General features: G+C 72.7%; 21 protein-coding genes and 1 pseudogene. 13 read left to right on the top strand and 9 right to left on the bottom strand.

Annotated elements, in window-relative coordinates:
- Positions 1-42 precede the first annotated feature (42 nt).
- Positions 43-1,623 carry an apolipoprotein N-acyltransferase gene (lnt, locus tag RCO28_RS08375; RefSeq protein ID WP_308940356.1) on the bottom strand — a complete coding sequence of 527 codons (1,581 nt, stop codon included), beginning with the start codon at positions 1,621-1,623 and terminating at the stop codon, positions 43-45.
- Between the two features lie 316 nt (positions 1,624-1,939).
- Between lnt and RCO28_RS08370 the strand changes: the two genes are divergently transcribed.
- Positions 1,940-3,010: an O-antigen ligase family protein gene (locus RCO28_RS08370; protein WP_308940355.1), complete on the top strand. Its 1,071-nt coding sequence runs from the start codon at positions 1,940-1,942 to the stop codon at positions 3,008-3,010.
- Positions 3,011-3,014: 4 nt separating this feature from the next.
- Here RCO28_RS08370 and RCO28_RS08365 read toward each other — a convergent pair whose 3' ends face one another.
- A complete protein-coding gene (locus tag RCO28_RS08365; RefSeq protein ID WP_308940354.1) occupies positions 3,015-3,575 on the bottom strand; it encodes a hypothetical protein in 561 nt (186 codons plus the stop codon).
- 106 nt (positions 3,576-3,681) lie between these two features.
- The gene (locus RCO28_RS08360) at positions 3,682-4,467 is read right to left on the bottom strand and encodes an aspartate/glutamate racemase family protein (RefSeq protein ID WP_308940353.1); all 786 of its coding nucleotides are present in this window, start codon (positions 4,465-4,467) and stop codon (positions 3,682-3,684) included.
- Positions 4,468-4,525: 58 nt separating this feature from the next.
- Here RCO28_RS08360 and RCO28_RS08355 point away from each other — a divergent pair, with 58 nt between their 5' ends.
- A complete protein-coding gene (locus RCO28_RS08355) occupies positions 4,526-5,776 on the top strand; it encodes a glycosyltransferase (RefSeq protein WP_308940352.1) in 1,251 nt (416 codons plus the stop codon).
- A gap of 51 nt (positions 5,777-5,827) precedes the next feature.
- Here RCO28_RS08355 and RCO28_RS08350 read toward each other — a convergent pair whose 3' ends face one another.
- Complete coding sequence (locus RCO28_RS08350) at positions 5,828-7,105, bottom strand: TerD family protein (RefSeq protein WP_308940351.1); 1,278 nt, start codon at positions 7,103-7,105, stop codon at positions 5,828-5,830.
- 292 nt (positions 7,106-7,397) lie between these two features.
- Here RCO28_RS08350 and RCO28_RS08345 point away from each other — a divergent pair, with 292 nt between their 5' ends.
- From RCO28_RS08345 to RCO28_RS08330, 4 genes are all read left to right on the top strand, one after another.
- Positions 7,398-7,835 (top strand): DUF6643 family protein, encoded by a 438-nt coding sequence (locus RCO28_RS08345; protein ID WP_308940350.1) that lies wholly within the window; start codon positions 7,398-7,400, stop codon positions 7,833-7,835.
- Positions 7,836-7,885: 50 nt separating this feature from the next.
- Complete coding sequence (locus RCO28_RS08340; protein WP_308940349.1) at positions 7,886-8,710, top strand: MOSC N-terminal beta barrel domain-containing protein; 825 nt, start codon at positions 7,886-7,888, stop codon at positions 8,708-8,710.
- A 386-nt stretch (positions 8,711-9,096) separates the two neighbouring features.
- Complete coding sequence (locus RCO28_RS08335) at positions 9,097-9,699, top strand: hypothetical protein (protein WP_308940348.1); 603 nt, start codon at positions 9,097-9,099, stop codon at positions 9,697-9,699.
- Between the two features lie 251 nt (positions 9,700-9,950).
- A complete protein-coding gene (locus RCO28_RS08330; RefSeq protein ID WP_308940347.1) occupies positions 9,951-12,380 on the top strand; it encodes a right-handed parallel beta-helix repeat-containing protein in 2,430 nt (809 codons plus the stop codon).
- Here the strand turns inward: RCO28_RS08330 and RCO28_RS08325 are convergent.
- Entirely contained in the window at positions 12,350-14,710 is a 2,361-nt protein-coding gene (locus RCO28_RS08325) for a hypothetical protein (protein WP_308940731.1), read from the bottom strand. The two genes, RCO28_RS08330 and RCO28_RS08325, sit on opposite strands and share 31 nt — an antisense overlap.
- A 405-nt stretch (positions 14,711-15,115) precedes the next feature.
- Between RCO28_RS08325 and RCO28_RS08320 the strand changes: the two genes are divergently transcribed.
- Positions 15,116-16,027 (top strand): DeoR/GlpR family DNA-binding transcription regulator, encoded by a 912-nt coding sequence (locus RCO28_RS08320; protein ID WP_308940346.1) that lies wholly within the window; start codon positions 15,116-15,118, stop codon positions 16,025-16,027.
- 125 nt (positions 16,028-16,152) lie between these two features.
- On the top strand, positions 16,153-16,638 hold the full coding sequence (locus tag RCO28_RS08315; RefSeq protein ID WP_308940345.1) for an SRPBCC family protein: 486 nt from the start codon (positions 16,153-16,155) through the stop codon (positions 16,636-16,638).
- Between the two features lie 7 nt (positions 16,639-16,645).
- Here RCO28_RS08315 and RCO28_RS08310 read toward each other — a convergent pair whose 3' ends face one another.
- Positions 16,646-17,746, bottom strand: coding sequence for a PLP-dependent cysteine synthase family protein (locus tag RCO28_RS08310; RefSeq protein WP_308940730.1), 1,101 nt, complete (start codon positions 17,744-17,746; stop codon positions 16,646-16,648).
- A gap of 420 nt (positions 17,747-18,166) precedes the next feature.
- Between RCO28_RS08310 and RCO28_RS08305 the strand changes: the two genes are divergently transcribed.
- A complete protein-coding gene (locus RCO28_RS08305) occupies positions 18,167-18,496 on the top strand; it encodes a hypothetical protein (RefSeq protein ID WP_308940729.1) in 330 nt (109 codons plus the stop codon).
- A gap of 273 nt (positions 18,497-18,769) precedes the next feature.
- Positions 18,770-19,237, top strand: coding sequence for an ATP-binding protein (locus RCO28_RS08300; protein WP_308940344.1), 468 nt, complete (start codon positions 18,770-18,772; stop codon positions 19,235-19,237).
- A gap of 56 nt (positions 19,238-19,293) precedes the next feature.
- On the opposite strand, the gene RCO28_RS08295 is transcribed toward RCO28_RS08300, so the two are convergent.
- From RCO28_RS08295 to RCO28_RS08285, 3 genes are read right to left on the bottom strand one after another with little or no spacing between them, the layout of a single operon-like run.
- Positions 19,294-21,864: an FtsX-like permease family protein gene (locus RCO28_RS08295; protein WP_308940343.1), complete on the bottom strand. Its 2,571-nt coding sequence runs from the start codon at positions 21,862-21,864 to the stop codon at positions 19,294-19,296.
- Complete coding sequence (locus tag RCO28_RS08290; RefSeq protein ID WP_308940342.1) at positions 21,861-22,655, bottom strand: ABC transporter ATP-binding protein; 795 nt, start codon at positions 22,653-22,655, stop codon at positions 21,861-21,863. Before RCO28_RS08290 ends, RCO28_RS08295 begins: the two co-directional genes overlap by 4 nt.
- Positions 22,652-22,945 carry an SHOCT domain-containing protein gene (locus RCO28_RS08285; protein ID WP_308940341.1) on the bottom strand — a complete coding sequence of 98 codons (294 nt, stop codon included), beginning with the start codon at positions 22,943-22,945 and terminating at the stop codon, positions 22,652-22,654. Before RCO28_RS08285 ends, RCO28_RS08290 begins: the two co-directional genes overlap by 4 nt.
- 208 nt (positions 22,946-23,153) lie before the next feature.
- On the opposite strand from RCO28_RS08285, the gene RCO28_RS08280 reads away from it, so the two are divergent.
- The 3 genes and pseudogenes from RCO28_RS08280 to RCO28_RS08270 all read left to right on the top strand — a co-directional run bounded on the left by RCO28_RS08280 (position 23,154) and on the right by RCO28_RS08270 (position 25,327).
- Complete coding sequence (locus RCO28_RS08280; protein WP_308940340.1) at positions 23,154-23,714, top strand: TetR/AcrR family transcriptional regulator; 561 nt, start codon at positions 23,154-23,156, stop codon at positions 23,712-23,714.
- Positions 23,715-23,785: 71 nt separating this feature from the next.
- Positions 23,786-24,370, top strand: a complete 585-nt coding sequence (locus RCO28_RS08275) for a DUF4865 family protein (protein ID WP_308940339.1) — start codon at positions 23,786-23,788, stop codon at positions 24,368-24,370.
- A pseudogene (locus RCO28_RS08270) lies at positions 24,367-25,327 on the top strand (phosphotriesterase). Before RCO28_RS08275 ends, RCO28_RS08270 begins: the two are co-directional and overlap by 4 nt.
- Positions 25,328-25,400 lie beyond the last annotated feature (73 nt).

Below are 25,400 nucleotides of genomic sequence, written 5' to 3'. Positions count from 1 at the left end.
GACGACCCTAACGGCCACCTACGACACTGCCCGCCCGGTGCGTCAGGCCGCCGGGCGCCGTGCCTTGAGCGATCGCGCCAGGGCCCAGCCGAGTCCGCCCACGCCGACCGCGACAAGCAGCGCCTCCGGCCAGGCACCCACGCGCGTGGCCACGGTCTGCGAGGTGCGCTTGGGCACCTCGGCGACGAGCGTGTCGGGCACGAACATCCCGGTGTCCTGCGCTATCGACCCGTCGGGGCGGATCACCGCGCTGACGCCGCTGGTGACCGGAACGAGCACCGCGCGTCCGTGCTCGACGGCCCGCACCCGGTCCATGGCGAGCTGCTGGTACGTCATCTGACTGCGCCCGAAGGTCGCGTTGTTGCTCGGCACGGACAGGATCTCGGCACCGGCCTCGACCTGGTCCCGCACCACCCCGTCGAACGCGGCCTCGTAGCAGGTCACGGGACCGATCCCGGTGCCCGCCATGTCGAACACGACGGGCTTGTCGCCGGGCACGAAGCTGCCCGCGCGGTCCACGTCCTTGCTGAAGATCCTGAAGAAGCCGCGGTAGGGCATGTACTCCCCGAAGGGCTGCAACTGCCGCTTGTCGTACACCGCCCCGGGACCGGTCTTCGGGTCCCAGAGGATCTGGCGGTTACGCGCGGTGCCGTCCTCCGCCGTGACGACGGCACCGACGGAGATGGGCGCCCCGACCGCCTTGGCGGCCTTGTCGATCTCGGCGTACGCGTCCGCGTTGACGTACGGGTCGATGTCCGAGGAGTTCTCCGGCCACACCACCAGGTCGGGCTTCACCTCGGCGTCGGCGAGCTTCATCGTCTCGCGTACGTGGTAGTCCAGCACCGCCCGCCGCTGGGCGTTGAAGTCGAGGCCCATGCGGGGCACATTCCCCTGGATGACGGCCACCCGCGCGGTGCCGTTCTCCGCCTCGTTCGACATCGCCGGCAGCACGGCGGCCCCGGCGACGACCGGCGCCACGGTCAGCGCCCCCGCTGCGATGACTGCCCGGTCCCGCACCCCCTTTGTAGTGACGATTACGCGTACGAGCGCGGCCAGCGCGAACCCGCACAGGACCACCGCGAACCCGAGCAGAGGCGTGCCGCCGATCGACGCCAGCGGCAGGAAGACACCACTGGGCTGCCCGAACGCGACCTTGCCCCACGGGAAGCCGCCGAACGGGAACCGGGCCCGCAGCGCCTCGTCGACGATCCACACGGCCGCAGCCCACAGCGGCCAGGCGGGCAGCCGGGTCACGAAGGCGATGCCCGCCGCCCCCAGGGCCACGAAAACCGCCTCGGTGACGGCGAGCGCCAGCCACGGCAACGGGCCCACGTCGACGCCGGTCCAGGACAGCAGTGGCACCAGGAAACCGAGCCCCATGAGCAGGCCGAGTCCGAACCCGGCGCGCGCCCGCCGACCGTGCACGGCGAGGCCGAACAGGGCGAAGGCGATCGGTGCGAGCCACCACAGTTCGCGGGGCGGGAACGCGGCGTACATCAGCAGTCCCGAGACCACGGCGGCCACGGGCGGCGCGAACCGCCGCAGCAGCTTGTCGCGCGCGGAACGCCCGGAATCCGGTTCCTGCGGGCCCGGCACGTCGGTGGAGGTGGTGGTGGCTGTCACCTCGCGGAGTCTACGGCGCGGCACTGACAGGGCCGCATGGTGGTCCGGGCCGCGCAGCACCCCGAGGGCGAGCGATCGGCACGCGCGCGTGCGGCCCGCTGAACGCCACGTCCCTGCAGCGCTGATCATCCTCCGCCGCCCTTCAACCTCCGTATGCCTGCACTACAAGATTCCGCATCCCCGTGACAGGGGCACAAATCCGCACCCCAGCCATTACCGTGTGCCCGTGCCTCCGACCGGCTGTCCGGCGCTGTTGCCCGGCTCGGTCGGACGGGGAGGCAGTCGGGGGCGACCGGGGGGGGGGGGGAAACAGCCGATGACTTCTGCGACGGTCCGCATCTGTGACGGTGCGTCCGCCCGCCGCGGCGCGGCCGATGTCGCGGGCATGGCGATTCTGGCCTGCTGCGCGTTATGGGCGTTGATCACCGCGACAGCGCGAGGAGGTGGGCCCGAAGGAGTCCTGCTCGCCGTTCTCGCCCTGGCGGCGGGGTACGCCTGCGGGCGGATCGGGGGCGCGGTGCTGCCCGTCGGGGCCTGTGCCATGGCCTCAGCCGCGGGCCTGTACCTCGCCGTGACCGCCTCCCCCGCCGTGTCGAGCGCCGACCCCTCCCGTACCGGGATGTCCGGGATCAGCACGTCCCCGCTCGGCCACACAAGTCCGGTGGCGGCACTCCTGGTGCTGTCCGCCGGTGCCGCGTGCTGCGGAGCCTGGGCGACGGGCAGGGGCGGGCTCCGGCTCGTCCTGCGTCTGTTCGCGCTCGGGACGGCGGCCGTGTCGGCGGCGCTCGGCTCGGCGGCCGGTCTCGTCGGATGCGTCGCGGTGCTGCTGTGCTCGCTCGCCGCCGCACGCGTCACACACCGGGGCAGGGCCCTCGCCGGTCTCGGACTAGCGGTCGGACTGCTGGTCGCGACGGTCTGGGCGGCGGCGGCCTCGGCAATCCCCGGCGGTCTGGCCGACACCCTCACGGCTCGACTGTCCGGCCATCGCGTGGCGCTCTGGCAGGACGCGTTGCTGCTGGCCGAGCGCGACCCGGCACTGGGCGTCGGGCCAGGCCGGTACGCCGAGTTCAGCGCCGCGGCCCAACAGCTGCTCCACTCCGACATCAGGCCGCACTCCGCACCTCTGCAGCTCGCCGCAGAACAGGGCCTTATAGGTGTGGCACTTTCGGCGACCGCGTTCTGCTGGCTCCTTCACGCCCTGTGGCGCTCGTCGCGGTCCACTCCGTTCGTACTGACGGCGGGACTCGCGCTGGCCTCGGTCGCCGCGACGGCTACGGTCGGCAACACTCTGAGCTTCGCGGCGGTGACCGTCGGCGTGGGTGTGCTCGCGGGCCTTGCCACAGCCCGTCCACTGCACGAGGACTGGGCGGACGCCGACGGACGCTGACCCCTCAGACTCCTGCAGCGGGCCCCGTAGAGCGCATCCGCAGCCGGTCCTTGATGACCTGGACCGCCGACTCCGCGTCGTCCACCGTGACCGTGAACTTGTGCCCGTCACCGAGGTTCAGCACCACGGCCTCGCCCCGTCGCACGATCACGGCGGTGCCCTTCTCCGGCCGCCAGCGGTAGCCCCAACCACCCCACTGGCGCGGGCACACATCCGGGACGAACTCGGCGCCGACGATGTGCGACAGCGGGATACGGCGGCGGGGCAGACCCATGTGACCGCAGCGCACCTCGAGCGAGTCCTGGTCGACGCGCACCGCGACGTTCACGAACGCGAGCGTGCCGAACAGAACCAGGAGTCCGACGGCGACGCAGCCGACCACGGCCATGATCAGCGCCCCGAATCCCGTGGTCCAGGACGAGTCGACGGCGAGCTTGATACCGAGCGCCAGGCACGCGGCGCCCGCCAGGGCGAGCAGCCACTGCATGCGATTGGTCGCGTGTCCGGTCCAGACGTCCGGCGGGGGCTCGTGGGCGCCCCGCGCGGTGTGCGGATGGTGCCTCATACGCAAAGGCTACTCGTGTCCCGCTCCGCAGGCAGGACATCACCGAGCGTGATGACGCGCAGGGAAAGCCAGGTCGAGAGCCCGCTCCGGAGAACGGCGGACGGTGTCAGCGAGCGGTGCTGAGCTGACCGAGCAGACGCCCCTCGGCGTAGTGCAGAGCACGGCCGGGCAGGGCTGCCTCGCGCCCGCTGAGCAGCACGGTGAGTGACCCGGTCGGCTCGGCGTCGGGCTGCGCGGGCACGTCGATACGGCGCAGCGCCTGGGCGGCGACGGCACCGGCGCTGCCGTGGAACACGAGCGGCTCCGCGCCGGGCTGCTGCAGGGCCGCGCGAATACGCTCCGCGACGAGTTCGTAGTGGGTGCAGCCGAGGACGACGGTCGTCACCTCGGGCGGCGTGAGGGCGGCGGCCGCGGCGACGGCGCGGTCGATGGCGCTCTCGTCGGCCTGCTCCACCGCGTCGGCGAGGCCGGGGCAGGGCACTTCGGTGACGTCGACGCCGTTGGCGAAGTCCCGGATCAGCCCGCGCTGGTAGGGGCTGCCGGTGGTGGCGGGCGTGGCCCAGATCGCGACGGGTCCGCCGCCGGCCGCCGCGGGCTTGATGGCGGGCACCGTACCGATCACCGGAAGCTGCGGCTCCAGACGGGCGCGCAGCGTCGGCAGGCTGTGTACGGAAGCGGTGTTGCAGGCGACGATCAGCGCGTCGGGGCCGAGCGCGGCGGCGGCCTCGGCGGCGAGGAGGGCGCGCTGTGTGAGGTCCTCTGGCGTACGCGGTCCCCAGGGCATTCCGTCGGGGTCCGAGGAGATGACCAGGTCGGCGTCGGGCCGCAGACGGCGTACCGCCGCGGTGGCCGGGAGGAGTCCGATTCCGGAGTCGACTAGCGCGATCTTCACCCGGTCACCATAGTCGATCGGCCTTGCGGGCCCTGCCCTGTGGGGCAGACTCCCGGGGATGAGCGCCGTTGCGTGGACCGCCCTCGTATCCCTGGCCGCCTGGCTCTGGCTGCTGCTCGGCCAGGGCCTGTTCTGGCGCACGGACCTGCGCCTGCCACCGCGCCGCGACCCCGAGGACTGGCCGTACGTGTGCGTCGTCGTCCCCGCGCGGGACGAGGCGGCCGTGCTGCGCGAGAGCCTGCCGTCGCTGCTCGCGCAGGACTATCCCGGCCGGGCGGAGATCGTCTTCGTCGACGACGGGAGTTCGGACGGTACGGGCCGTCTGGCGCGCGCCCTGGCCGACCGTCATCGGGGCCTTCCGCTGACGGTGACGTCGCCGGGTGAGCCTCCGGCGGGCTGGACGGGAAAGCTGTGGGCGGTGCGGCACGGAATCGCCTACGCGCGCGCGGCGGGCGAGCGGAAACAGGGACCACGCGCGCGTGCGACCGGGCGCGAGGGCCGATACGACGCGACCGGGAAGGCGCCGGAGTATCTGCTCCTCACGGATGCGGACATCGCCCATGAGCCGGACAGCTTGCGGGAGTTGGTGGCCGCGGCGCGTTCCGGCGGGTTCGATCTCGTGTCGCAGATGGCCCGGCTTCGGGTGGAGAGCGTGTGGGAGCAGCTGGTCGTCCCGGCGTTCGTGTACTTCTTCGCGCAGCTGTATCCGTTCCGCTGGGTGGCGAAGGAGGGCGGGCGGACGGCGGCCGCGGCGGGTGGCTGTGTGCTGCTGCGGACGGAGGCAGCCGAGCGGGCGGGGGTGCCGGAGGCGATCCGGCACGCGGTGATCGACGACGTGGCGCTGGCGGGGGCGGTGAAGCGCTGTGGCGGCCGGGTCTGGCTGGGCCTCGCGGAGCGGGTCGACAGCGTGCGCCCCTATCCGCGTCTCGCCGACCTGTGGCAGATGATCTCGCGCAGCGCGTACTCCCAACTGCGGCACAGTCCGGCGCTGTTGGTGGGCACGGTGCTCGGGCTCGCGGTGGTGTATCTGGCGCCGCCGGTCACGTTGGTGGCTGGCCTGGTGCGGGACGAGCCGGTTGCCGCGGCGGCGGGTGGTGCGGCGTGGCTGATCATGATCGCGACGTATCTGCCGATGCTCCGCTACTACAGCCAGACGCTGTGGCTGGCGCCGCTGCTGCCGATGACGGCGCTGCTCTATCTGCTCATGACCGTGGACTCCGCGTTCCAGCACTACAGAGGAAAGGGCGCCGCGTGGAAAGGGCGCACCTATAAGCGCCCGGACCGTGCCGAGGCCGCACCCGACCAGTGAGGGACCGCAACCGCGCGCCCTTCCGTGAAACCCGCCCCTTCTTGTAGTCCGCTATTTGCGTCCAGGGCTCCAGTTCATGCCCCAGCCGTACGCGTAGTCGAGGGTCCGCTGCATGCTGACGCCGCGCTCCGGCACCAGATAGGCGGCCTCGCGGCGCACGACGAGCTCGCCACCCTCCTGAGTGAGCAGGGCGAGCGCGCACACCGTGGACGGCACCGTGCATTCGTCCAGGTGGAAGTCGATGGGGGCGCCGTGCTGCGGGGAGAGGGTGACGGTCGCGTTGAGGTCGGCGAAGCTCCGGGCGCCCTCGTAGACCGTCACGAAGATGAGGATGCGCTTGAACTCGTTCGAGTGATCCAGATTGATGGTCAGGTTTTCGCCACTGGAGCGCGCACCGGTGCGGTCGTCCGCGTCGAGATGGATGTACGGCGGCTCGCGCAGGGCGCCGAAGGTGTTGCCGACCGCCTGCACGACTCCCTTGCGCCCGTCGGTGAGTTCGTAGAGCGCGCCCAGGTCGAGGTCGAGTCCGCCGGACTGGGCGGCGGCGACGGCCTTGTTGAGCTTGGCCATCAAGCCCTTCGCCTGCGGCTTGCGGACCTGCCAGTTGAGGTTGACCCGCATCGCGCCGGAGGTGCCGCCCTGCTTGGTCAGGGAGACGGCCGGGGACTCCTTGGTGAGCGTGACCTTGCTGAGGCTGATCGGCGCGGCTGGGGCGGAGGGCGGCGGAGGCGGCACGGCAGCCGGGGCGGGCGTGGCGGTCGGCGCGGTGGGCACTGCGGAGGCCGGGGCGGGTGAGGTGTCCTGGGGTTCGTCCACGGCGATCCCGAAGTCCGTGGCGAGGCCCGCGAGTCCGCTGTCGTAGCCCTGGCCGACGGCGCGGAACTTCCAGGCGCCCTGGCGCCGGTAGAGCTCACCGAGCACGAAAGCCGTCTCCACGGACGCGTCCCCGCTGTCATAGCGGGCGAGTTCGGTGCCGTTCGCCGCGTCGAGCAGCCGGATGTGCAGGCCGGGGATCTGCCCGAAGGTGCCGCCGTCGGCCGAAGCGGCCAGGACGAGGGTCTCGACATCGGGCTCCACGCGCGCGAGGTCGACGACGAGGGCGTCCGTCACCTGGCCGCCCGCGGGCCGCTTGCCCTCGTACCGCACCGCTCCCGAGGCGTGCTCGGCCTGGTTGTAGAAGACGAAGTCGCTGTCGGAGCGCACCTTTCCGGACACGAGGAGCAACGCCGAGGCGTCCGCGTCCGGTACGCCGGGGCCGGACTGCCAGCCGATTTCGACGCGCACCGCCGGCGCGGGCACCGGAACATTCGATCCTTTGGGCATTGACATGTCCGCCCCCATTGCGAGTGGTCGGGTCGGGAAGGGTTCATGAACGGCCGCCCAGGAGCGACCGATTAGTTACGGCCAACCTATTCCCCGAGGATCCGGGGGCCCCAACTCGGGGGCACGAAGATCACTGGTCAACCGCCGGTAACGTGCCCTTTACACGATCAACACCCTCAGGGGCGACCGTTTTTAGCCGAGTTCGCTCGGATTGGGGATCCCCGGTCACTACCGACACGTAAAGCAACCCTCTTATCGGTCTCCCCAACCAGCACATCTTGGGCTTAACTTATGTGCCATGACCTCCCCCCGCTCCACCTATGGCGGCGGTTACTACTCCGCGCCGTCCTTCCCGGACACCCCGATCTATGACTCGCTCGTGGCCGAGCGCGGCACTCCGCAAATCGCCCCGATCCGGGTCCCCTCCGCCTACGACACCGGAAGCAGCCTGCCGGCGCTTCCGTCGGCGCTGCCCGCCCTGCCGGCCGCGCCTTCCCCGCAGACCTCCTCGTACGGCTATCCGCAGCAGCAGGCCCCGATGCAGTCGGCGCCCGCTCCGCACATCCCGCAGCAGGCCTCCGGTCCGCGCGGGTACGCGGGCGGACAGCCGCAGCAGCAACGGCCGTTCGGCGGCACGGGCTACGAGGCGATGCGCCCGGCGACACCGCGCCCCGCACCGGCACCCAACCCGTATGACGACCCGTACTACCGCCAGCACCCCGGCCGCGGGTACTGACGGCTCGACCGGCTCCTGGGGCTGTCAGTGCCTCCTGGCAGGATGGCCCCATGCCGAACCCAACGCTGCGCTCGATCCACATCCACCCGCTCAAATCGGTGCAGGGGCATGCCACGACGGAGGCCGTCGTGGAGCCCTGGGGGCTCACCGGTGACCGCCGGTGGATGGTGGTCGAGCCGGACGGCCGGTCCGTCACACAGCGCCAGCAGCCACGGCTCGCACTGGTGACCGCCGAACCCCTGCCCGGAGGCGGCCTGCGCCTGACCGCACCGGGGCGCGCGCCGTTGACCGTCCCGGTGCCCGATGCGTCCCGCACGGTCCCGGTGGAGGTCTGGCGGGACAAGGTGGAGGCCGTCCCCGCCGAGGAGTCCGCGAGCGCCTGGCTGAGCGAGTGGCTCGAGGCCGGGATACGCCTGGTGCACATGGACGACCCGGCCCACCGCCGCCCCCTCGACCCGGGGTACGCGCAGCCGGGCGAGACGGTCAGCTTCGCCGACGGATTCCCGCTGCTGCTCGCCGCGCTGTCTTCCCTCGACGCCCTCAACTCCCTCATCGAGCAGGGCGATCATGCCGACGAGGGCCCGCTTCCCATGAACCGCTTCCGGCCCAATGTCGTCGTCGACGGCACGGCGCCCTGGGCCGAGGACGAGTGGTCACGCATCGCCATCGGCGAGCTCACCTTCCGTGTCGCCAAGCCCTGCGGCCGCTGTGTCGTGACGACCACGGACCAGCGCACCGCCGAGCGCGGCAAGGAGCCGCTGCGCACGCTCGCCCGGCATCGGCGCTTCGGTGACCAGCTGGTCTTCGGCCAGAACCTGGTGCCCGAGAGCACGGGCACGATCCACGTCGGCGATCCCGTGAAAATCCTCGAATAGGGCGCTCCTCCGCGGGAACCCGCTCCCCTGCGGACGGTCGTCGACCCTCTCCTGATGTCGGACGACACCACCGACGCGACATCGGCGGCCGCACCCATCAGCACAACCGCACGGCACCGGCCCGATCCGGAGCGTCGCCGCCACCCATCCCGGGGTGTGGCCGAAAGCGTCCAGGCGCACACTGGGCAAGAGGCGGTACGGAACTCGGTCCGCGAAGATGCGGCCACCGGGCGTCGATCCGGTTCGCGACGCGGAACGGCTCGGCGAGCCGGACGCGTGCGCGGTCGGCCGCCGGGAAGGGTGATTTCGCTCTCTCTCGGCGCCACTCGCGCTTGGGCCGTGCCGTTGGCGGTAATGACGGACGCGGAAGGGGGAGGTGCAGGATCGTGCGGGCGATCGCGGGACTCTGGCGCTGGCGGCACAACCCGTTGCGCCGTAAAACCGATCTCGTAGAGGCCTTGGTGGCCCTGGCGGCCGCGGTACTCATCGCAGTGGCCGCGCCCTTCGTCGGCTCTGTCGCGGGTGGACTCACCGAAGACGCCCTGCACCAGGCGGTGCGGGCACAGCACGAAAATCGCCACAAGGTGACGGCGACGGTGGTCAGAACCGTGACGCAGCCACCCGTCGACCCCGACCCGGAAACCGCTACCGCGCGTGACGGCCATCGCCGCGTCATCGCGAACTGGACGGCTCCCGACGGCAGTCAGCACTCCGGCACCGTGACCGCCGGTGCCGTCGCCGCCCCCGGCGACCGCGTCCCGCTGTGGACCGATCACGCCGGCCGGCCGGTCGCGCGGCCGATGGACCCCGGGACGGCCACGGTGCACGCCGTGCTCGCCGGACTCGGCGTCGCCGCGGCCACCGGAGCGACCATCGAGGGCGCCCGACGGCTCGTCCTGTGGCGGCTGGTGTGCCGCCGGTACGCGGACTGGGACCGCGAGTGGGCGGCCGCAGGACCGGACTGGGGCCGTACGGGCACCGGGAGTTGAGCCCGGCCGTCCGGCACGCACCCTTGCGCCCACCGACCATGAGCGCGCCGAACTGCCCTGTGCCTGCCGCTCCTCGACCCGGCTTGCGCGCCCCGCTCATCGGCCCGACACCGCAGCATCACAACACCTCCCCGGGCCGCTCGGGACGGGTTATCCACAGACCGGGGTGAGCGGTCAACTCCCGTCCCCCGCGCACGCTACGGTGGACGCCTGTCCGACGGGATCGCACGAGGTGGGGGCACAGCAACGCCATGGCACAGGGCACGGTCCAGGTGACGCACACCGGCACTTCGCGGTGGCGGCGCCGCACGGGCGAGTACGGATCGCTCGCCGCGGCCCTCGAGGCGGCCGGCGACGGTGACGTGCTGAGCGTTGCTCCCGGGACGTACCGGGAGAACCTCGTGGTGCAGCGGGCGGTGACGCTGCGTGGGCCCGAGGGCTCCCCCGGATCGGTGCGGATAGCTCCGGCCGACGGGGTGCCGCTGACCGTGCGCGCCTCGGCCGTACTGCAGGACCTGCAGTTCGAGGGGCAGGACGGGGCGGCGCCCGCGCTGCTCGTCGAGGACGGCGCCCCCGAGCTGGTGGACGTGCGCATCGTCACGCGGTCCGCCGCCGGGCTCGAAGTGCGCTCCGGGGCGCGTCCGACGGTGCGGCGCTGCACGGTCGACAACCCCGCGGGCATCGGCATCGCCGTGCTCGACGGCGCGGGCGGAGTCTTCGAGGACTGCGAGGTCGTCGCGGCCGGGCAGAGCGGTGTGACCGTGCGCGGCGGCGCCCATCCCCGACTCGAGCGCTGCCGCGTGCACCACGCCTCGGGCACGGGAATCTCGGTCACCGGCGAGAACTCCCAGCTGGAAGGCCTGGGTTGCGAGGTGTACGAGGTCAAGGGCGCCGGCGTGCAGATCACCGGGCGGGCCGGCGCCCACCTCACGGACTGCGAGGTGCACCGCACGAGCGCGGACGGCATCACGCTCGACACGGACGCGGTGCTGACCCTCGCCGACTGCCGCCTGCACGACATCCCGGAGAACGCGATCGACCTGCGCTCCCGCTCCGTGCTCACGCTGACCCGTTCCACGATCAGCCGCTTCGGCCGCAACGGCCTCTCCGTGTGGGACCCGGGCACGCGCGTGGACGCCAACCAGTCGGAGATCCACGGCAGTACGGGCGACTACCCGGCGGTGTGGGTCAGCGACGGTGCGACGGCGGTGCTCGACGCCTGCCGCGTGCGGGACGTGCCGGACGCGCTGTTCGTGCTCGACCGCGGCTCACGCGTGGACGTCGTGGACAGCGACCTCGCGCAGGTCCGCAACACGGCGGTGTCGGTGAGCGACGGCGCGATCGCGCAGCTGGACGACTGCCGGATCCGCGAGGTCGCGACCGGCGCCTGGTTCCGCGACCACGGCAGCGGGGGAACGCTCGCCGGGTGCACGATCGACAGCGCGCAGACCGGCGTCATCGTCACCAAGGGCGCCGATCCGACGGTGGAGCGCTGCGAGGTCACCTCTCCTTCGGAGGCCGGTTTCTATGTGTCGGCCGAGGGGCGCGGCAGTTTCGTCAACTGCCGGGTGACGGGCAGCGGTGGCTACGGCTTCCATGTCCTCGACGGCTGCCGGGCCACGCTCCGCCGCTGCCGTACGGAGCGCTGCGCGCGCGGTGGTTACGAGTTCGGGGACGGCGGCGCCCAGGCCTCCGGCGGTACGGCAGGGCCCCAGGTGGAGGAGTGCACGAGCGACGAGAGCGGCGGCGTCCGCCCGCCGTCCCAGGCCGAGCCCGTCGTGCAGCGGGCCACGCAGTCGGCGGGGCTGCTCGGCGGCGTGCCCGAGCAGCGGCCGACGGAGCCGGCGGTCGAGCCCGAGCCGGAGCAGGTCCGCAGCTCGCAGGACGTTCTGGGTGAGCTGGACGCGCTCGTCGGCCTGGACAGCGTGAAGCGCGAGGTGCGTGCCCTCACCGACATGATCGAGGTCGGCCGGAAGCGTCAATTGGCCGGTCTCAAGGCCGCGTCGGTCCGCCGCCACCTGGTCTTCACGGGTTCGCCGGGCACCGGAAAGACGACGGTGGCGCGGCTCTACGGCGAGATCCTGGCCTCGCTCGGCGTGCTCGGCAAGGGGCATCTGGTCGAGGTGTCCCGGGTCGATCTGGTCGGCGAGCACATCGGTTCGACGGCCATCCGTACACAGGAGGCCTTCGAACGCGCGCGTGGTGGAGTGCTGTTCATCGACGAGGCGTACGCGCTGTCCCCCGAGGACTCCGGGCGGGACTTCGGCCGTGAGGCGATCGACACGCTGGTGAAGCTGATGGAGGACCACCGGGACTCGGTCGTGGTGATCGTCGCGGGCTACACCGCGGAGATGCAGCGCTTCCTTTCGGTCAACCCCGGTGTGGCGTCCCGCTTCTCACGCACCATCACCTTCGGTGACTACGCGCCGGAGGAGCTCCTGCGCATCGTGGAGCAGCAGGCCGACGAGCACGAGTACCGCCTCGGCAGTGGTACGTCCGAGGCGCTGCTCAAGTACTTCACGGTGCTGCCGAGAGGCGCGGCGTTCGGCAACGGGCGGACCGCGCGCCAGACATTCGAGGCGATGGTGGAGCGGCACGCGGGCCGGGTCGCCCAGTTCGCCGACGCGAGCACGGACGATCTGACGCTGCTCTACCCGGAGGACCTGCCCGAGCTGCCCTGACGGGGCTCCGCGGCGCCGGATGCGGGATCGGCGGCCACGGGCTCACCGCCGTCCCCGCGCGGCGCGGGGAGGCCGGCCGGTGACACCGCCCGTGCGGCGGTCCTGTCGCCGACGCAGTCGTGGCTCTGCCGGCGTCCGGCTCCGGGGCGCAGGCGGGCCAGGAGAGTGCCGCGGACCTCGGCGAAGACCGGGTCCGCCTGGTAGTCGCCGTGCCCGAGGATCGGCGCGGGCAGCGGCTGGCTCTCCGTACGGCCGTAGGCGAGGGGGTCCTTGAGGGGGGCGTGGTCGACGTCGGGGCCGCAGGCGCCGGGCAGGCCGATGGGGCCGCCGATGGGGTCGGTGGGCCGGTGCAGATTGCGCCAGCAGTCGACCTCGCGGTGCAGGGACATCAGGGCGGCGGGCCCGAAGTGGGCGGGGAACCAGTGGCCGTACAGGCGCTGCAGCGGGGAGCCGTACGTGAGCAGGGCGACGCGGCGGCGCACCGAAGGGCGGAGCTGCCAGAGCGCGGAGGCGGCGAGGACGCTGCCCTGGGAGTGGCCGGAGATGACCAGGCGGCCGCCGGTCTGCCGGGTCCAGGTGGCCATGCGCCAGGTCAGGTCGGGCACGGCACGCTCGGCGTAGCAGGGCGGGGCGAAGGGGTGGGCGGCGCGCGGCCAGAACGTGCCGACGTCCCAGAGGATGCCGATGGTGCGGCGGGCCGAGGGGTCGCGGTAGGCGCGGCGGCCCCAGGTCACGAAGAGTATGAAGCCGAAGCCGATCAGCCAGGAGCCGAGCGCCTGGGTGGTGTCCGCGACGCCCTCGATGAACGCGTGCGTGCCTTCGGCGGCCTCGCCGGGCACCTCCCTGGTCCCCCAGGCGCCGACGAGCGCGGCGGCGCCGAGCAGCAGGGTGAGGGCGGAGACGATGCCGACGATGACTGGGGCGTGGTCGGTGAGGGCGGCGCGGGCGCGGGTGCCCGCGATGCGGCGGGTGCGTTCGGTGTCGGGGCGCTCGCCCGCGTAGTCCCTCGGCACGCGGGCGATCTCCAGGCGGCTGCGTCGGCGGGTGCGCAGGCCGAGGACGACGGCGAGCAGCAGGACGACGGCGAGCAGGACGGGGATGACCGCTGACTGCCAGGTCAGGACGACGGGCGGGCCGAGGAAGGCGGCGCCGTCCGCGCCGGGCGTGCTGCCGTCGTCCAGCCAGTCCCCGACGCGCTGGGCGACGCCGCCGGACATGACGCCGCCGAGGGCGCACGCGAGCATCGCGACAGCGGGGCCGCCGAGGCCGCCAAGTACCGTGCCCGGTACGGCACTTCGGCGGTGCAGGGCCCAGGCGACTCCGGCGAGGGCGAGGACGAGCAGGCCCTGCACCAGGGCGATCACGCCGAAGGTCTCGTCACCCGGCAGCCGGCCCGATGAGCGCCATTCGGGACGGTCCAGGCCCGCGTAGACCACGGCGAGGAGGAGTACGGCGAGGGAGGCGAGCGGCAGGGTCCGCACGACGCGGTCGAGGTGGTCGTCGAGGGTGGACTCGCTGCGGCCGCGGCGGCAGACGACGACCACGACGATCACGGCGCCGAGGGCCAGGACCGCTTCGAGTACGACGCCGAAGGCGTGCAGGGCGGCGCTGTCCGCGGTGCGGTCGTAGCGGGCGGCAGACGTGCCGACGGCGGCGGCGACGGTGAGCAGGCCCGCGGCGGTGTGCGCGGCGCGCAGGCGGGCGACCAGGCGCCGTCCGTACCAGAAGCCGGGGCGGCTGAGGGCGCTGCGCGAGCCGTCCTCCTCGGGCTCGCTCTGGTGCGGCAGCGGCTGCTGGGACTCGTACGCGCTCCAGGTGCGCTGCGCGAGGTACCAGAGCAGGGCGGTGAGGGCCGCGGGGGCCAGGGCGGCGAGGGCGAGGCGACGGCCGGGCTGCGTCCACCAGCCGGTGCCGCTCTCGCTGGGCGCCAGGAAGGCGAGCCAGGCACGGTCCTCGGCGCACGCGCGCGTGCCGGCGCACTGCCAGGCGGTGAGGTCGAGGGCCACTTCGCAGACGGCGGCGACGAGCAGCACGGTGAGCGTGAGGGCGACGAGCCGCACGAGCATGCCGTACACGCTCACCGCGCGGCGCATGCCGTCGGCGGTGGGGCGCATCCAGTGGGCGAGGTTGACCACCATGAACGGAAGCAGCAGCAGCCACAGGGCGCGGGCGCCGTTGCCCGAGGTGAGGTTGGACCAGACGTACGCCTCGGCGACCGGCTGGTCCGCGTAGTCCTGGGGGCGTTCCTCGGCGTCGACGTCGTCCGCGCGGCGGTGGACCGCGGCGGTCCTGTCGCCGGTGATCCGCACGGTGCTCGGGTCGTTGAGCATCTCCTGCGGTGTGGTGCCGCCGACTCCGTGGACGAGGAGTTCCAGGGCGATGCGGTCGCCGGCCTCGCCGGCCTCGCCGGGTGCGGACGGGTCCGGCGGCGACTGGTCCTGTCCCCGCTGTTCAGCTGTGTCGTTCCCACGCCCCACTGGTCCCCCGACCCCCCGTGACTGTGCAGTTCATGGTGCGTGACCAGGATCCTCGTTCGCGGGCCCGCTGGGCACCCCTCGTCACGGAATCTCCCAAAGGTGTACGGTCCCGCCGCACGTACGGGCGATGGAACCGCTGTCAGTGCAGCGTGCGAGGATGAATGCCAGTTGGCGGCGCGGTATCGGAGGCCGCCCGCCGAGGTGGCGCACGAGGGCCGAGGCCGAGGACCGTACGCGACGGAAGGACCGGGACCGGGCGTGAGCGAGAACCAGAACCTGCTCGCCGAGCAGCGCCGCGCCCTGATCCTGGACGAGGTCAGACGCCGGGGCGGAGTGCGGGTCAACGAACTCACCCGCAAGCTGAGCGTGTCCGACATGACGGTGCGGCGGGACCTGGACGCGCTCGCGCGGCAGGGCGTCCTGGAGAAGGTGCACGGCGGGGCCGTCCCGATCGTCGAGGCCAGCACGCACGAGCCGGGTTTCGAGGCCAAGTCGGGCCTGGAGCTGAGCGCGAAGGAGGACATCGCGCGGGCGGCGGCCGCACTGGTCGCCCCTGGCAGCGCCATCGCGCTCTCGGGCGGTACGACGACGTACTCACTGGCGCATCGCCTGGTCGACGTGCCGGATCTGACGGTGGTGACCAACTCGGTCCGGGTGGCGGACGTGTTCCACACGGCGCAGCGGCTGGCAGGCAAGGGGCAGAGCGGCGCCACGGTGGTGCTGACGGGCGGGGTGCGCACGCCGTCGGACTCGCTGGTGGGCCCGGTCGCGGACCAGGCGATCCGTACGCTCCACTTCGACCTGCTGTTCATCGGGGTGCACGGCATCTCGGTGGAGGCGGGGCTCTCCACGCCGAACCTCGCGGAGGCGGAGACGAACCGGAGTCTGGTGCAGTCCGCGCGCCGCGTCGTGGTGGTCGCGGACCACACCAAGTGGGGGACGGTGGGCCTGAGTTCGTTCGCGTCGCTCGAGCAGGTGGACACGTGGGTGACGGACACGGGGCTTCCGGCAGAGGTGCGTACGGAGATCTCCGAGCGGCTGAACCGACTGGTCGTCGCGGGCGAGGTGTCGGGGGACGGCGAGGGCGAGCGGAGCGGCGACGCGAGTGGACAGGACAGCGGGCGGGAGAGCGGGCAGGAGAGCGGCGGAGGCGCTTCGGTGGAGGCCTGAGTGAATGCCCCTGCCGCATCCGGGAGTTGCGCCCGACGCCTCACCCGCGCCTAGAGACATCTGACGGGCTGCCAGCTATGGTGACCGGGCCCGATCGACTGCCGTCCCCGTGGGGTGCTGAGTCCATGGCCCGCCAACTGAGCCCCGTGGGGCTCGACTTCGTCGGCACCGCTCCGGTGCGCCTGGTGTTCGCGCGGCAGCTGTCCGCACCGCCCGCCGCCGTGTACCGGGCGCTCGCCGAGGACGTGACGGGCTGGCCCGCGTGGTTCAGGGCCGTGACGCTGTGCCGGCCGACGGCCGACGGTGCGGGCCGCGAGGTGAAGCTGGTCGGCGGAGGGCACCTTCAGGAGACGATCCTGGCCACCGAACCGGACCAGCGGTACGCGTACCGCGTGGACACGGTGAACGCACCCGGTCTGCGGGCGCTCGTCGAGGAGTGGCTGCTGACCCCGGCGGGGACCGGGACGCGGGTGCAGTGGACCTTCGCGGCGGACGGGTCCGCACCACTGCGGGCCCTGCTGAAGGTGGCGCGGCCAGGGATGGGGCGCTCGTTCCAGGATGCCGCGGGCCGGCTCGACAAGCGGATCGCGGCGAACTCCTCGCAGAGCTGAACGCGGCCTACTCCTGGGGCCACACCCCGGTCGCGAGCAGGGTTTCGATCGTCGCGGTGTACGGCCGGATGTCCAGGCCCTGTTCGGCGAGCCAGCTGTCCGAGTAGTACTTGTCGAGGTAGCGGTCGCCCGGGTCGCAGAGGAGAGTGACGACGCTGCCCGTGCGGCCCTCGGCGACCATCTCGGCGACGATCTTCAGGGCGCTCCACAGCCCGGTTCCCGTCGAACCGCCCGCCTTGCGGCCGATGGCCTGCTCCAGGGCGCGTACGGCGGCGACGCTGGCGGCGTCCGGCACCTTCATCATCCGGTCGATGGCGCCGGGCACGAAGCTGGGCTCCATGCGCGGGCGTCCGATGCCCTCGATACGGGAGCCGCAGTCGCTGGTGCAGTCCGGGTCGTCGTTGACCCAGCCGTCGAAGAAGCAGGAGTTCTCGGGGTCGGGCACGCAGATGCGGGTGTCGTGCTGCAGGTAGTGGACGTAGCGCGCGATGGTGGCCGACGTGCCGCCCGTGCCGGCGGTGGCGACGATCCACGCGGGCTCCGGGTAGCGCTCCAACCGCAGCTGCTGGTAGATCGATTCGGCGATGTTGTTGTTGCCGCGCCAGTCCGTGGCCCGCTCCGCGTACGTGAACTGGTCCATGTAGTGGCCGCCGGTGCGGACGGCGAGGTCCGCGGCCTCCTCGTACATCTTCCGTGAGTCGTCCACGAAGTGGCAGCGGGCGCCGTGGAATTCGATCAGGCGGACCTTCTCGCGGCTGGTGGTGCGCGGCATCACGGCAATGAAGGGCACGCCGATCAGCTTCGCGAAGTACGCCTCGGAGATGGCCGTCGAGCCGCTGGACGCCTCGATGACGGGGCGGCCGGGGCGGATCCAGCCGTTGCACAGGCCGTACAGGAACAGCGAGCGGGCGAGGCGGTGTTTGAGGCTGCCGGTGGGGTGGGTCGACTCGTCCTTCAGGTACAGGTCGATGCCCCACTCCTCGGGGAGGGGGAAGCGCAACAGGTGGGTGTCGGCGGAGCGGTTGGCGTCCGCCTGCACTTTGCGTACGGCTTCCTTCAGCCAGTCGCGGTAGGCCGCGTCGCTGCGGTCCACGTCGAGGGTGCTCATGGCCTTCGGGGCCCCGGGCTGCTGTGTGGTGCTCACGCGCTCGCTCCTTGGCGTCGTGCCCGGCCCTGGAAGATCCGGTGCGGGACCGGTCGGACGGCTCGGCGACCCGGTCGGTCAGCTCGATGATAGACACCTTCCGCACGCTTCTCACCTGCATAAACACCTCTTTGGGCAGCCCAAAGGAAGACCGTGGGAACAGCCGTCCGGCGTGCGCATGGGCTCACGTACTGGAGCACGGACGAGGGCACGTACGAGGGCACGTACGAGAGCACCTCCGGGCGCACGTCCGGGCGCGCACAGAACCCCTGCGCCCCGGCGGGAATGGCCGGGCACGTACCGTCGTTGGAGGCACTGGTGCTCGACCTCGCGGGCGGGCACACTCAGATCGACGGTGCACGATCGGACGAGGGGGCGGGCGGGATGGCGGAGCCGGAGTTCACGGCCAAGGGGGTGCGGATCGGGCGGCGGCTGCGCTCGCTGACCCGGGCCGGACAGGTGCGGATCAGCGGCGGCCGCCTGGAGTTGCTGACCAGCTACGGCAGCGAGATCGACAGCGCCCCGCTCGCCGCCGTCTCGGCGGGCCGCCCCTGGTTCGGCCCGGACGGCAAGGCGCAGGCCACCGTCAACGGCACGCGGTACTCGCTGACGCTCGGCGAGGACGATCCCGGCCCCGGTGAGGCGGGCCCGCCGTCGGTGCGGCGGTTCATCGACGCGGTGCACCGCGCGGGCGGGCGGCTTTCGGGCGCCTGACCGGCGGATATCCGGGCCGGCGCGGAGCACGGCTCGCGAGGGTGGAACGGGCGGGCACCACAGCGCGCAAGAGGCGTGAACGGACGCCGAGTTGCGGAGCTGCACCCCCTGAGTCACTCTGGTCACACATCACTCAGGGTTTATCGGCGGTCACGCTGTGAACCGGCGTCCACCGCCCAGCAGCAGGCAGCACTGTGGGATCCAGGGGCGCTCTGCGTTCCCGGATCTGTATGTCGTCTTCTTCCGGACCTCACCATTCGGGGAGTCGCAGCCGTGATCAGCAAGCCGAGCAGGCACTGCACGGTGGAGCTCCAAGCCCTGCCGTCACGCATCGGAAAAGTCCGCAGAATCATCTCTGCCCAACTGCGTCACTGGCACCTCGATCCGCTGATCGAGCTCGCCGAACTCGGAGTCACCGAGCTTCTCACCAACGTCCACCGGCACGCCGGCCCGGACAAGAAGTGCACCGTGGAGATCGAGTTGCTGCTCGACCGGCTCACGGTCTCCGTGCACGACCGCGATCCCCGTATGCCCGAACTGCGCGCGGCCGCCGCCTTCGACACCTGCGGGCGCGGTCTCGCCCTGATCGCGGCGGTCAGCGAGACCTGGGGCGTTCGGCCCGAGGGAGACCGCGGCAAGGTCGTCTGGTTCACCCTCCCCGCGCTCGCGTCCGACGTGGCCACGCCCGCGCGCAGCGCCTACGCACCACAGGCTCCCGCCCGGTCGGCCTTCGTCGGCTGACCGGGCGGTTGAGAAGCCGTCCGCGGTAGGGAGTCCACCTGGCCCACCGCGTCGGCTCACTCCGTGGCGATCGCGCGCAGTACGTCGAGACGGGCCGCGCGACGGGCCGGACGCCACCCGGCGAGCGCTCCCGCGGCAAGCCCGACGAGGGCGACGACCGCGAGCTGCGCGGGCGGCACGGCGAACGCGAAGTCGGTGTCGCCGGTGCCCTGCGAGGCCTGGACGAGGACCCACCCGAGGAATCCGCCGAGCGCGAGCCCGCCCGCCGTACCGAAGGCGGCGACCAGGACCGACTCCCAGCGGACCATCGCGCGCAGCTGGGCGCGGGTCTGGCCGACGGCGCGCAGCAGACCGAGCTCGCGGGTGCGCTCGTGGACGGCGAGGGTCAGGGTGTTGGCGATGCCGAGGAGCGCGATCAGGACCGCGAGGGCGAGCAGCGCGTAGACGAGCGCCAGCATCATGTCGATGCCGCCGGCCGAGGACTGCGCGTACTCCTCGCGGGTCTGCACCTCCGGATTGCCGTACGCGGCGGCCGTCTTCTCGACGGCGGCCTTGCCGGAACCGGCGTCCACACCGTCCTTGAAGGTGACCGCGACGACGGTGTCGGAGTCCTGGCCGCGGTGCGGGGCCCAGGCCTCGCGGGTGAGGACGTAGTCACCGGCGAGTTCGGGCTGTGCGTAGACCGCGCGGACGGTGAAGCTCGCCTGGGTGCCGTCGGTGAAGGCGAGTTGGGTGCGGTCTCCGGGGGCGAGGCCGCGGCGTTCGGCCTCGGGGGCGGAGAGCGCGAGGCCGTCGGTGCCGAGGGCGGCCAGGTCTCCGCGTACGGCGCCCAGGTCCAGGCCCTGCGCGAGGGCGACAGGGTCGGTGACGGTCAACTGGCGGCCCGCGCCGTCGACTTCGGCGACGCCGCGGCCGAGCCCGACCGCGCTCTCGACCTCGGGCAGCTCGGCGACCCGGTCCGCGAGGGCGGGGCTGAGGCCACTGCCGCCGGCGCCGAACGAGGGGGCGCTGACGGCCACGTCGCCGGCGAAGGAGCGGTCGACGGTCTGGTTCATGGTGGCCTTGAGGGAGGCGCCGAAGACCGTGAACAGGGCGACCACGGCGACGCCGATCATGAGCGCGCTCGCGGTGGCGGCGGTGCGCTTGGGGCTGCGCAGCGCGTTGCGCCCGGCTAGGCCTCCGGTGACACCGCGCAGCCGGGAGAGCGGGCGGGCGAGTACGCGGAGCACTGCGGTCGAGGCGACGGGCCCGAGGACCACGAACGCGGCGAGCGCGAGGACGGCTCCGGCCCCTGCGCGCCAGATCGACGGGGTGACGAGCACCCCGGCCAAGGTCGTGCCGACGGCGACCAGCGCGAGGGCGAGTCCGGCGACGGTACGGCCGCGGGCGGTGCCCGACTGGTCGACGGCGGTCTCCCGGAGCGCGGCGAGCGGCGCGGTGCGTCCGGCCCGCACGGCGGGGAGCAGGGCCGAGCCGAGGCAGACCAGGATTCCGACGGCGAGCGGCAGGCCGAGCGAGAGTGCGCTGATCACCAACTCGCCCTCGGGGAACGGGAATCCGATGGCCGGGAAGAGCGCCTGCAGTCCGGCGGCGACCCCGATGCCGCCGAGCAGCCCGGCCGCGGAGGCGATGACGGCGACCACGGCGGCCTCGGCGAGCGCGGCGCCCACGACCTGCCCGCGCGCCGCGCCGAGCGCCCGCAGCAGGGCGTTTTCGCGGGTGCGTTGGGCGACGACGATGGCGAAGGTGTTGTGGATCGAGAACGTCGCGACGAGCAGCGCGACGCCCGAGAAGACGAGCAGGAAGGTCGTGAACAGGTCGAGGAACTGCCCGGAGATCATGTCGGTGTTCTCGGCGGCGGCCGCCTCGCCGGTGATGGCCTCGACTCCCTTGGGCAGTACGGGAGTCAGTGCGTCGACGAGCTCCTGCTGACTGGTGCCGGGACCGGCGCGGACCTGGATCGAGGCGGCCTCGCCGGGCTGCGGCGTCAGGTATTTCTCGGCGTCGGCCCTGGTCATGCCGGTGAACGTGGTCTGCGCCATGCCGTCGGCCCCGCCGAAGGTGGCGAGTCCGACGATCGTGACGCGCACCGGGTCGGGGGTGCGCAGGACCGTGCTGTCGCCGATCGTCAGCCCGCCCGTCTCGGCGGCGCCCCGGTTCACCACGACCTCACCGCTGCGCTCCGGTGCGCGTCCCTCGGCGAGGCGGTACGGGTTGAGGCGGCTGTCGTCGATCCAGTTCCCGGCGAGGGTGGGCGGGCCCTGGCCGCCGATGGGTTCGCCGTCGGCGCCGACGAGTTGACCGGGTCCCTGGACGTTCGGGGCGGCAGCGGCGACGCCGGGCACCTGCTCGACGCGGGTGGCCAGGTCGGCGTCGACGGGGCCGCGCACGCCCTGGGACTGGCCGGGCGTGGTGATGGTGTCGGCGCTGCGGACGACGGCGTCGGTGCCGCTCGTGGCCCCGGCGAACATCGAGTCGAAGCTCGCGCGCAGGGTGTCGCCCATGACCAGGGTGCCGGTCAGGAAGGCGACGCCGAGCAGCACGGCCGCGAACGTACCGGCGAAGCGGCGCTTGTGGGCGCGGAGGGAGGTGAGGCTGATCCGCGCGGTGGCGGACGCGGAGCTCATGACGGCACTCCTTGCGTGTGGCGATCCGGAATGTCCGCCTCACCGCGGGCGCCGTCCAGGGCCTTCATGCGGTCGAGTACGCGCTCCGCGGTCGGCTCGGGCATGCGGTCGACGAGCCGGCCGTCGGCGAGGAAGACGACCTCGTCGGCGTGGGCGGCGGCGACCGGGTCGTGGGTGACCATGACGACGGTGCGGTCCATCTGCCGTACGGCGCGGGCGAGCAGTCCGAGGACCTCGGCGCCGGAGCGGGAGTCGAGGTTGCCGGTGGGTTCGTCGGCGAAGACGACATCGGGTCGGCCCGCGAACGCCCGTGCCACGGCGACGCGTTGCTGCTGTCCGCCGGAGAGCTCGGAGGGCCGGTGGTGCAGCCGGTCGCGCAGGCCGACCACGTCCACGAGCGCGTCGATCCACTCGGCGTCGGCGCGTGCGCCCGCGAGGTCGAGGGGGAGCGTGATGTTCTCGGCGACGGTGAGCGTGGGCAGCAGGTTGAACGCCTGGAAGACGAAGCCGACGCGGTCGCGGCGGAGCACGGTGAGCCGGCGGTCGTCGAGGGAGCTCAGTTCGGTGCCGCCGATGGCCGCGCTGCCGGAGGTGAGCGTGTCGAGTCCGGCGGCGCAGTGCATGAGGGTGGATTTGCCGGAGCCCGAGGGCCCCATGATCGCGGTGAACCGGCCGGCCGGGAAGCCGACGGTCACCCCGTCCAGGGCCCTCACTTCGGTGTCGCCGCTGCCGTACACCTTCACGGCGTCGACGACCCGGGCCGCGACATCTGGGGCGGGCGCGGTGTTCACGCCGCACCGCCCTTCTTGCCGCGCCCGCCGGCGCTGCGTCCGAACTGCTCGTCCAGGACGGACAGGCGCCGCCAGTACTCGTCCTCGTCGATCTCGCCGGAGGCGAAGCGGTGGCCGAGCACCGTGATCGGCGACTGTGCGTCGGGCCCGGACTGCGGGCCGCGACCCCGGCCGCGCCAGACGGTGCGGCGCAGCAGGGTCACGACGCCGACGATCACGGCGGCCCAGATCAGCGGGAAGAACAGGATCCACGGGCCGGGCCCGCCGTCCCAATTCGCCAGAGTCTGCATGTCGATTCATCTCCTCGGTGGCGGCGAGTGCCGCGCCGTAATGGCTGGTGATGCATCGAGACTCGCTCGCGGAGGGGGCCCGAGTCGTCGTACCGCCAGCGGCAGTCCGCGTACCTCCCGGGGAGTACGGGAGGGGGCGCGGGCTGCTTCCCGCTCTGCTCAGAGCACCTCTCCCCCATCTGTACCTACTAGTATGTAAACTGCTGTCATGAGCACTCAGGACCGACTCATCGAGTCCACGCGCGAGCTTCTCTGGGAGCGCGGGTACGTCGGCACCAGCCCGAAGGCGATCCAGGAGCGGGCGGGCGCCGGGCAGGGCAGCATGTACCACCACTTCAAGGGCAAGCCCGACCTCGCCCTCGCGGCGATCACCCGGACCGCGGAGGAGCTGCGCGGCGCCGCGGAGCGTGCGCTCGGCGGTGCGGGTTCGGCGTACGAGCGGATCGCGGCGTATCTGACGCGCGAGCGGGACGTGCTGCGGGGCTGTCCGGTGGGGCGGCTGACGATGGACCCGGACGTCGTCGCCGACGACCGGCTGCGCGCGCCCGTGGACGAGACGCTCGGCTGGCTCCGCGGCCGGCTCGCGGAGATCGTCCAAGAGGGCCTGGACCAGGGCGAGTTCCCGCCCGGTCTCGACCCGGACGAGACCGCCGCCCTGCTCGTGGCCACCGTCCAGGGCGGCTATGTCCTGGCCCGTTCGTCGGGCAGCCCGGAGGCGTTCGACACGGCCGTGCGCGGCGCGCTCGCGCTGCTCCGCCCCCACACCTGACCCATCCGAGCACACCCCACACCTGACCCGCCCGAGCACACCCCGTCCCGGACGCAGCCGAGGAGCCGCCCGTGCACGCCATGCAGTACGAGATCACCCTTCCCGCCGACTACGACATGGGCGTCATCCACGAGCGCGTGAAGACCAAGGGCCATCCGCTCGACGACCTGCCCGGGCTCGGGTTCAAGGCCTATCTGGTGCGGGAGCGCGGCCAGGACGGTTCGCCGGTGAACCAGTACGCGCCGTTCTACCTCTGGTCCGGCTCCGCCCCGATGGCCGCGTTCCTCGCCGGGCCCGGATTCCGGGGCCTGTGCGCCGACTTCGGCCGCCCGACGGTTCGGCACGGCAACGGGCACGTGTACGTGGAGGGGCGCGCGGCCGGCGAGGAGGCGCGGTTCGCCGTACGCCTGCGGGAGCGGCTGCCGGTCGACGCGGACGTGGCGGAGGCGCTCGGGGCAGCCTCGGACATTGCCCGGCAGACGGCGGACGAGACCGGTGCCGTGTGTGCGGCGGTCGTACTCGACCCGCACCACTGGGAGTTGACGCACTTCTCGCTGTGGTCCGCGCCGCCGCCCTCCGCCCCAAGCGGTGAGGTGTACCGCGTCCTGCATGTGTCCGCGCCCGAACGCGCCGCGCTCGCGGGAGGGTCGCGATGACGACGACGCCCGCCGTCCGCACCGTGCTCGGCGATCTGCCGCCCGCCGAACTAGGCGTGTGCGACGCCCACGACCACCTCTTCCTGCGCAGCCCGCACCTGCCCGGCAAGGAACTCGACGATCCGCAGGAGGCCGCCGCCCGGCTGCGCGCGTTCCGGGAGCTCGGCGGGAACGCGGTGGTGCAGTGGACTCCGTACGGCATGGGGCGCGGGGCGGCGGAGCTCGCGCGCCTCGCGGCCGACAGCGGCGTCCGGATCGTGGCGGCGACCGGGCTGCACCAAGCGGCGCAGTACGCCCGGGAGTTGCTGGACCGCCTCGACGTGGACCGGCTCGCCGAGCTGTTCACCGCCGAGCTGACGGAGGGCATCGCGGGTACGTCGGTACGGGCCGGTCTCGTCAAGGTGGCCGGAGCCTTCCACGGGGTCGACGCGCACGCCCGGCGCACGATGACGGCGGCCGCGCGCGCCCACCACCGCACGGGCGCGCCGATCGCCGTACACCTGGAGCTGGGCACCGGCGCCCTCGACGTACTCGACCTGCTCTGCGGGGAGTTGGGGGTGGCGCCGGAGCGGGTGCTGCTCGGGCACCTGGGGCAGTCGCCGGATCCGGTCGAGCAGCGGGAGGCGGCGCGCAGCGGTGCGTTCCTGGTGTTCGACGGCCCTTCGCGCGCCCACCACGCCACGGACTGGCGCCTGCCGGATCAGCTGACGGCGCCAGGGCCCGTCTCCCCGATCTCCGCGGCCTGATCCGCAAAGATCGGGGAGACGGGCCCTGGCCGAGGCGGGCTTCGGCAACCGGCTGCTGCTCGGCGGGGACACGACCACGCCGGAGACTCCGGGCATGGCGTACCTGTTGCGGCGGCTGCGTCCGCGGCTCGAACTCGCCCTGGGGAAGGGCCAGTTGGACCGCCTGCTGACGGAGAACGCGGCTCGGGCCTTCGGGGTGGAGTGGCGGTAGGCGCGCCCCTTCCGGCGCCCCCCGGCCCCCGACTCCCGGCCCCCGACCCCCGACCCCCGCTCCCCGCTCCCCG

It is taken from the genome of Streptomyces sp. LHD-70, assembly GCF_031157275.1.
GTDB lineage: Bacteria > Actinomycetota > Actinomycetes > Streptomycetales > Streptomycetaceae > Streptomyces.
This window is presented reverse-complemented; position numbering and strand designations above follow the sequence as displayed.